Source organism: Streptomyces sp. CNQ085 (assembly GCF_022614595.1).
Taxonomy (GTDB): Bacteria; Actinomycetota; Actinomycetes; order Streptomycetales; family Streptomycetaceae; genus Streptomyces.
Genome location: NZ_JAJFAU010000218.1, coordinates 1 through 5,596, shown reverse-complemented (window position 1 = coordinate 5,596; position 5,596 = coordinate 1). Strand labels below are relative to the sequence as shown.

Below are 5,596 nucleotides of genomic sequence, written 5' to 3'. Positions count from 1 at the left end.
GGCCGGTCCCGCCAGGCGGGACCGGCCCCTCGGCCGTTCGGACGGCGTCGTCAGCCCACGACCGTCCAGGTGTCGTTGCCGGTCAGGAGGGCGCCGAGGTCGCCCTTGCCGTTCTGCACGACGGCCTTCTCCAGCTGCTCGGTCATCAGGGTGTCGTAGACCGGGCGGCGCACGTCGCGCAGGACGCCGATGGGGGTGTGGTGCAGGGTGTCGGCGTCGGCGAGCCGGGAGAGGGCGAAGGCGGTCGTCGGGGAGGCCGCGTGTGCGTCGTGGACCAGGACGCCGTCGGTGCCCTCCGCGGTGACGTCGACCACCTTCAGGTCTCCGGTGGCCCGGTCGCGGACCACGCCCTTGGACCCCAGGCCGTCCTCGGCCGGCGCACCGAAGCGGACGGGGTGTCCGTGCTCCAGCCGGATCACGGCCTCCAGCGCCTGCTCCTTGTCCTTGAGTACCTCGAAGGCGCCGTCGTTGAAGATGTTGCAGTTCTGGTAGATCTCTACCAGGGCGGTGCCCGGGTGGTCGGCAGCCGCCCGCAGCACGCCGGTGAGGTGCTTGCGGTCGGAGTCGACGGTGCGGGCCACGAAGGACGCCTCCGCGCCGATCGCCAGTGACACCGGGTTGAAGGGCGCGTCCAGCGAGCCCATCGGCGTCGACTTGGTGATCTTGCCAACTTCGGAGGTGGGGGAGTACTGGCCCTTGGTGAGCCCGTAGATCCGGTTGTTGAACAGCAGGATCTTCAGGTTCACGTTCCGGCGCAGCGCGTGGATGAGGTGGTTGCCGCCGATGGACAGCGCATCACCGTCACCGGTGACCACCCACACCGACAGATCCGGCCGGGAGGAGGCCAGACCGGTGGCGATGGCCGGAGCGCGCCCGTGGATGGAGTGCATCCCGTAGGTGTTCATGTAGTACGGGAAGCGGGAGGAGCAGCCGATGCCTGAGACGAAGACGATGTTCTCCTTCGCCAGCCCGAGCTCCGGCATGAAGCCCTGGACGGCGGCCAGAACGGCGTAGTCGCCGCAGCCGGGGCACCAGCGGACCTCCTGGTCGGACTTGAAGTCCTTCATGGTCTGCTTGCCGTCGGCCTTGGGGACCAGGGAGAGCGCTCCGAAGGTGGGCGCCTGCGTCGTGGTCTCAGCCATCGATGGCCTCCTTCAGAACGGTGGCGAGTTGCTCGGCCTTGAACGGCAGGCCGGTGACCTGCGTGAACGACTGGGCGTCGACGAGGTACTTCGCCCGCAGCAGGGTGGCCAGCTGCCCGAGGTTCATCTCGGGGACGATCACCTTGTCGTAGCGCTTCAGCACCTCGCCGAGATTGCCGGGGAAGGGGTTGAGGTGGCGCAGGTGGGCCTGGGCGATCTTCTGGCCGACGGCGCGCAGACGGCGTACCGCGGCGGTGATCGGCCCGTAGGTCGAGCCCCAGCCCAGCACGAGCACCCTCGCGTCGCCGGTGGGGTCGTCGACGGGAACGTCCGGCACCTCGATCCGGTCGATCCTGGCCTGGCGGGTGCGGACCATGAAGTCGTGGTTGGCCGGGTCGTAGGAGATGTTGCCGGTGCCGTCCTGCTTCTCGATGCCGCCGATGCGGTGCTCCAGGCCCGGCGTGCCCGGCACCGCCCAGGGGCGGGCCAGGGTGTGCGGGTCGCGCTTGTAGGGCCAGAACACCTCCGTGCCGTCCGCGGTGGTGTGGTTGGGTCCCGAGGCGAACCGCACCCGCAGGTCGGGCAGTTCGCCGGGCTCAGGGATCCGCCACGGCTCGGAGCCGTTGGCCAGATAGCCGTCGGACAGCAGGAACACCGGGGTGCGGTAGGCCAGCGCGATCCGGGCCGCCTCCAGCGCCGCGGTGAAGCAGTCGCCGGGCGTGGCCGGGGCCACGATCGGCACCGGCGCCTCACCGTTGCGCCCGTACATCGCCTGCAGCAGGTCGGCCTGCTCGGTCTTGGTCGGCAGCCCCGTGGAGGGGCCGCCGCGCTGGATGTCCACGACCAGCAGCGGCAGCTCCAGAGAGACCGCCAGCCCGATCGTCTCCGACTTCAGCGCCACCCCGGGACCGGAGGTGGTCGTCACCCCCAGCGCCCCGCCGAAGGCGGCGCCCAGCGCCGCGCCGATGCCCGCGATCTCGTCCTCGGCCTGGAAGGTGCGCACACCGAAGTTCTTGTGGCGGCTCAGCTCGTGCAGGATGTCCGAGGCCGGGGTGATCGGATACGAGCCCAGGTACAGTGGAAGGTCCGCCTGCCGGGACGCGGCGATCAGCCCGTAGGACAGCGCCAGGTTGCCGGAGATGTTGCGGTAGGTGCCCGGCGGGAAGGCCGCCGAGGCCGGGGCCACCTCGTAGGAGACGGCGAAGTCCTCGGTGGTCTCGCCGAAGTTCCAGCCCGCCCGGAAGGCCGCCACGTTCGCCTCGGCCACCTGCGGTTTTCTGGCGAACTTACCGCGCAGGAAGGACTCGGTGCCCTCGGTGGGCCGGTGGTACATCCAGCTCAGCAGGCCCAGCGCGAACATGTTCTTCGCCCGCTCGGCGTCCCGGCGGGCCAGCCCGGAGTCCTTCAGCGCCTGCAGCGTCAGCGTCGTCAGCGGCACCGGATGCACCCGGTAGGCCTCCAGCGAACCGTCCTCCAGCGGACTGGCGGCGTAACCGACCTTGGCCATCGCCCGCCGGGTGAACTCGTCGGTGTTGACGATGATCTCCGCGCCCCGCGGCAGGTCGCCGATGTTCGCCCTCAACGCGGCCGGATTCATCGCCACCAGCACGTCCGGCGCGTCACCGGGGGTGAGGATGTCGTGGTCGGCGAAGTGCAGCTGGAAGGACGACACCCCCGGCAGCGTTCCGGCCGGCGCCCGGATCTCGGCGGGAAAGTTGGGCAGCGTGGACAGATCGTTGCCGAAGGCCGCCGTCTCCGAGGTGAACCGGTCACCCGTCAACTGCATACCGTCACCGGAGTCACCGGCGAAACGGATGATCACCCGCTCCAGCCGCCGAACCTCCTTGGCCGGTGAGCCGGGCGAGTGCTGCTGATCGGCTGGGCTGCTGACCTGGCTGGTCACTGGACTGGACCTCCCTTGAGGCGGGGCTCGTCAGCCATCGTACGTGGGTAAGGGTGACCTTCCTGAGGTCGGTCACATGGTGGACGTTCCGATGAGACGACACTCGGGGACGTGCGTATATTCCGGCGGTGCTCTGGAGCCCTTCTGGAGTCCCGGGCCGGACCGCCGCCGGACTACGACCCGAGGTGCGTCAGCACAGCCGGCACCCGCCGGTGGTCCTCGCCGCCCGGCGCCGGCCCCGGCTTGAGGAAGATGTTGCCGACGGCCTTCACCAGCGCCTCGCCGTCGCCGGCGCCCGCGACGACCTCGTGGCCGCGGTCGCCGAGCAGGCGCGTCAGGCCCTCCCTCGGCAGGACCGAATCCTCGGCGATGACCACCCGCACCCCGTCCCTCACGTCCCCCACGGCCGCTCCCCCTCGCTCCCCGTCGTTCGAATGCTGTGTGCAGGAATCTCTGTGCACAGCATTCCAGGACCGGGACCCGGCGGCGCGGGGGTTGTGGAAAACCGGGGTGTCAGCCGTCGTCGGGACCGAGCCGGGGCAGCCCGGCGCTGACGGTGGGTGGGCCCGTCGTCGGGGGATTCCACGGGCAGGAGGCCGTCGACGGAACCGAGGCGCTCGGCCGGGCCGGCCAGACCGGTGCCGAATCAGCGTCGGCCCCTCGCCCCGGACCCCGAGCGGCAGCCGCGCGTGGGGGGGGCACGCCGCCATGGGGTTCGTGGGCGGGACACAGTGGGGTCAACCCCACCACCGGGCGGGGCGCGGCGAGGGCCGGGCGCGGATGTGGCGGAGGCCCGCTTCCGCGCGCGGGCCCAGGGCCTAGACTCCCCTTCCGAACGGAGCGTCGTAACCGATGCGAACACCACGGAGCGAGGGGCGGACGTGCCGGACTATTTCCACGGCTACGCGGTCGTCGGGCTGGTCGCGGTCGTCGGGGTGCTCTTCGTGGCGGTGGCCTTCGGCGCCGGGCGGCTGCTGCGGCCCGTGGTGCCGACGCCGGAGAAGCTGCTGACCTACGAGTGCGGAGTGGACCCCGTCGGCGAGGGCTGGGCGCACACCCAGATCCGCTACTACGTGTACGCCTTCCTCTACGTCGTCTTCGCCGTCGACTCGATCTTCCTCTTTCCCTGGGCGACGGTCTTCGCCGAGCCCGGTTTCGGCGGAGTGACACTGGTGGAGATGTTCGTCTTCCTCGGCTTCCTGGCCGTGGGACTGCTCTACGCCTGGAAGAAGGGCGTTCTGGCATGGACGTGAACCCCGAGCCCCCCGGCACCCGAGAGGCCGCTGCCCCGCCGGAACCCCTGCCGGAGCCCCGCCGGCTGGGCGGGCTGGCCCGGCTCGCCCCCGAGCCGATGAAGGTGATCCTCAACTGGGGCCGCCGCTACAGCCTGTGGGTCTTCAACTTCGGGCTGGCCTGCTGCGCGATCGAGTTCATCGCCGCGTCGATGTCCCGCCACGACTTCATCCGCCTTGGTGTCATCCCCTTCGCTCCGGGGCCGCGCCAGGCCGACCTGATGGTGGTGTCGGGCACGGTCACCGACAAGATGGCACCGGCGATCAGGCGGCTGTACGAGCAGATGCCCGAGCCGAAGTACGTGATCTCCTTCGGGGCCTGCTCCAACTGCGGCGGCCCGTACTGGGACTCGTACTCCGTCACCAAGGGCGTGGACCAGATCATTCCGGTCGACGTCTACGTGCCCGGCTGCCCGCCCCGGCCCGAGGCGCTGCTCCAGGGCATCCTCAAGCTCCAGGAGAAGATCGCCGGGGAGTCGATGGCGGAGCGGTACGGGAACGCCTCCGCACCCGGAGCCGCGCCGTCGAGCCCGTCGGGGGCGTCCCTGACCAGCGGCCTGGTGACCCCGCCCCCGTCTCCGGGCCCGGCAGCGGGGGAGGGGCGCGCATGACCGGACCGGACCCGAACCCAACGGGGCGGCGGCCGTCAGCCGCCGGATGGCTGCCCCGGCCCGCCGAGGAGGTCTTCGGCGAGGACGCGAGCGCGGCCGAGGCGTACGGGCTGCTGACCGTCGACGTGCCGGCCGCCCGCTGGACGGAGGCGCTGACCGCCGCGCGCGACGAGCTGGGCTGCACGTTCTTCGACTGGCTGAGCGCCGTGGACGAGCCGGGCGAGGGCTTCTCGGTCTGCGCGCACCTGGCCGCGCTGGGCACACCGGTCCGGCGGTTGCTGCTGCGTACCACCGTGCCGCACGAGGCGCCCGCCCTGCCCACCGCCACCGGTGTGTACGCCGGGGCCGCCTGGCACGAGCGGGAGACACACGAGATGTTCGGCGTCTTCTTCACCGGTCATCCGAATCCGGCGCCGCTGCTGCTGCCCGACGGTTTCGAGGGACATCCGCTGCGCAAGGACTTCGTGCTGGCGGCCCGTGTCGCCAAGGCGTGGCCCGGCGCCAAGGAGCCGGGCGAGTCCGCGGAGGGCGGCCCGCGGCGACGGCAGACGCTGCCGCCCGGCGTGCCCGACCCGAACGAGTGGGGTCCGCTCAAGGGACAGCTTCCCGTGCCCGCCGCCCGTCCGACGCGCGGCCGTGCGGCGGGCG

General features: G+C 71.4%; 5 protein-coding genes and 1 pseudogene. 3 read left to right on the top strand and 3 right to left on the bottom strand.

Annotation, left to right across the window (positions count from 1 at the left end; translation table 11 throughout):
* Positions 1–50 precede the first annotated feature (50 nt).
* The 3 genes and pseudogenes from LJ221_RS23075 to LJ221_RS23065 all read right to left on the bottom strand — a co-directional run.
* Positions 51–1,142, bottom strand: coding sequence for a 2-oxoacid:ferredoxin oxidoreductase subunit beta (locus LJ221_RS23075; protein WP_241718642.1), 1,092 nt, complete (start codon positions 1,140–1,142; stop codon positions 51–53).
* Positions 1,135–3,045, bottom strand: a complete 1,911-nt coding sequence (locus LJ221_RS23070; protein WP_241718641.1) for a 2-oxoacid:acceptor oxidoreductase subunit alpha — start codon at positions 3,043–3,045, stop codon at positions 1,135–1,137. The genes LJ221_RS23075 and LJ221_RS23070 overlap by 8 nt, the downstream gene beginning before the upstream one ends.
* A 251-nt stretch (positions 3,046–3,296) precedes the next feature.
* Positions 3,297–3,428, bottom strand: a pseudogene (locus LJ221_RS23065) (DNA-binding response regulator); the annotation flags it as partial.
* A gap of 498 nt (positions 3,429–3,926) precedes the next feature.
* Between LJ221_RS23065 and LJ221_RS23060 the strand changes: the two are divergent.
* The 3 genes from LJ221_RS23060 to LJ221_RS23050 all read left to right on the top strand — a co-directional run.
* Positions 3,927–4,298, top strand: coding sequence for an NADH-quinone oxidoreductase subunit A (locus LJ221_RS23060; protein ID WP_093851503.1), 372 nt, complete (start codon positions 3,927–3,929; stop codon positions 4,296–4,298).
* Positions 4,289–4,948 carry an NADH-quinone oxidoreductase subunit B gene (locus LJ221_RS23055; protein WP_241718640.1) on the top strand — a complete coding sequence of 220 codons (660 nt, stop codon included), beginning with the start codon at positions 4,289–4,291 and terminating at the stop codon, positions 4,946–4,948. Before LJ221_RS23060 ends, LJ221_RS23055 begins: the two co-directional genes overlap by 10 nt.
* Positions 4,945–5,596, top strand: a 652-nt coding sequence (locus LJ221_RS23050) for an NADH-quinone oxidoreductase subunit C (RefSeq protein ID WP_241718639.1), incomplete at its 3' end; no start/stop codon positions are given. The genes LJ221_RS23055 and LJ221_RS23050, both read left to right, overlap by 4 nt.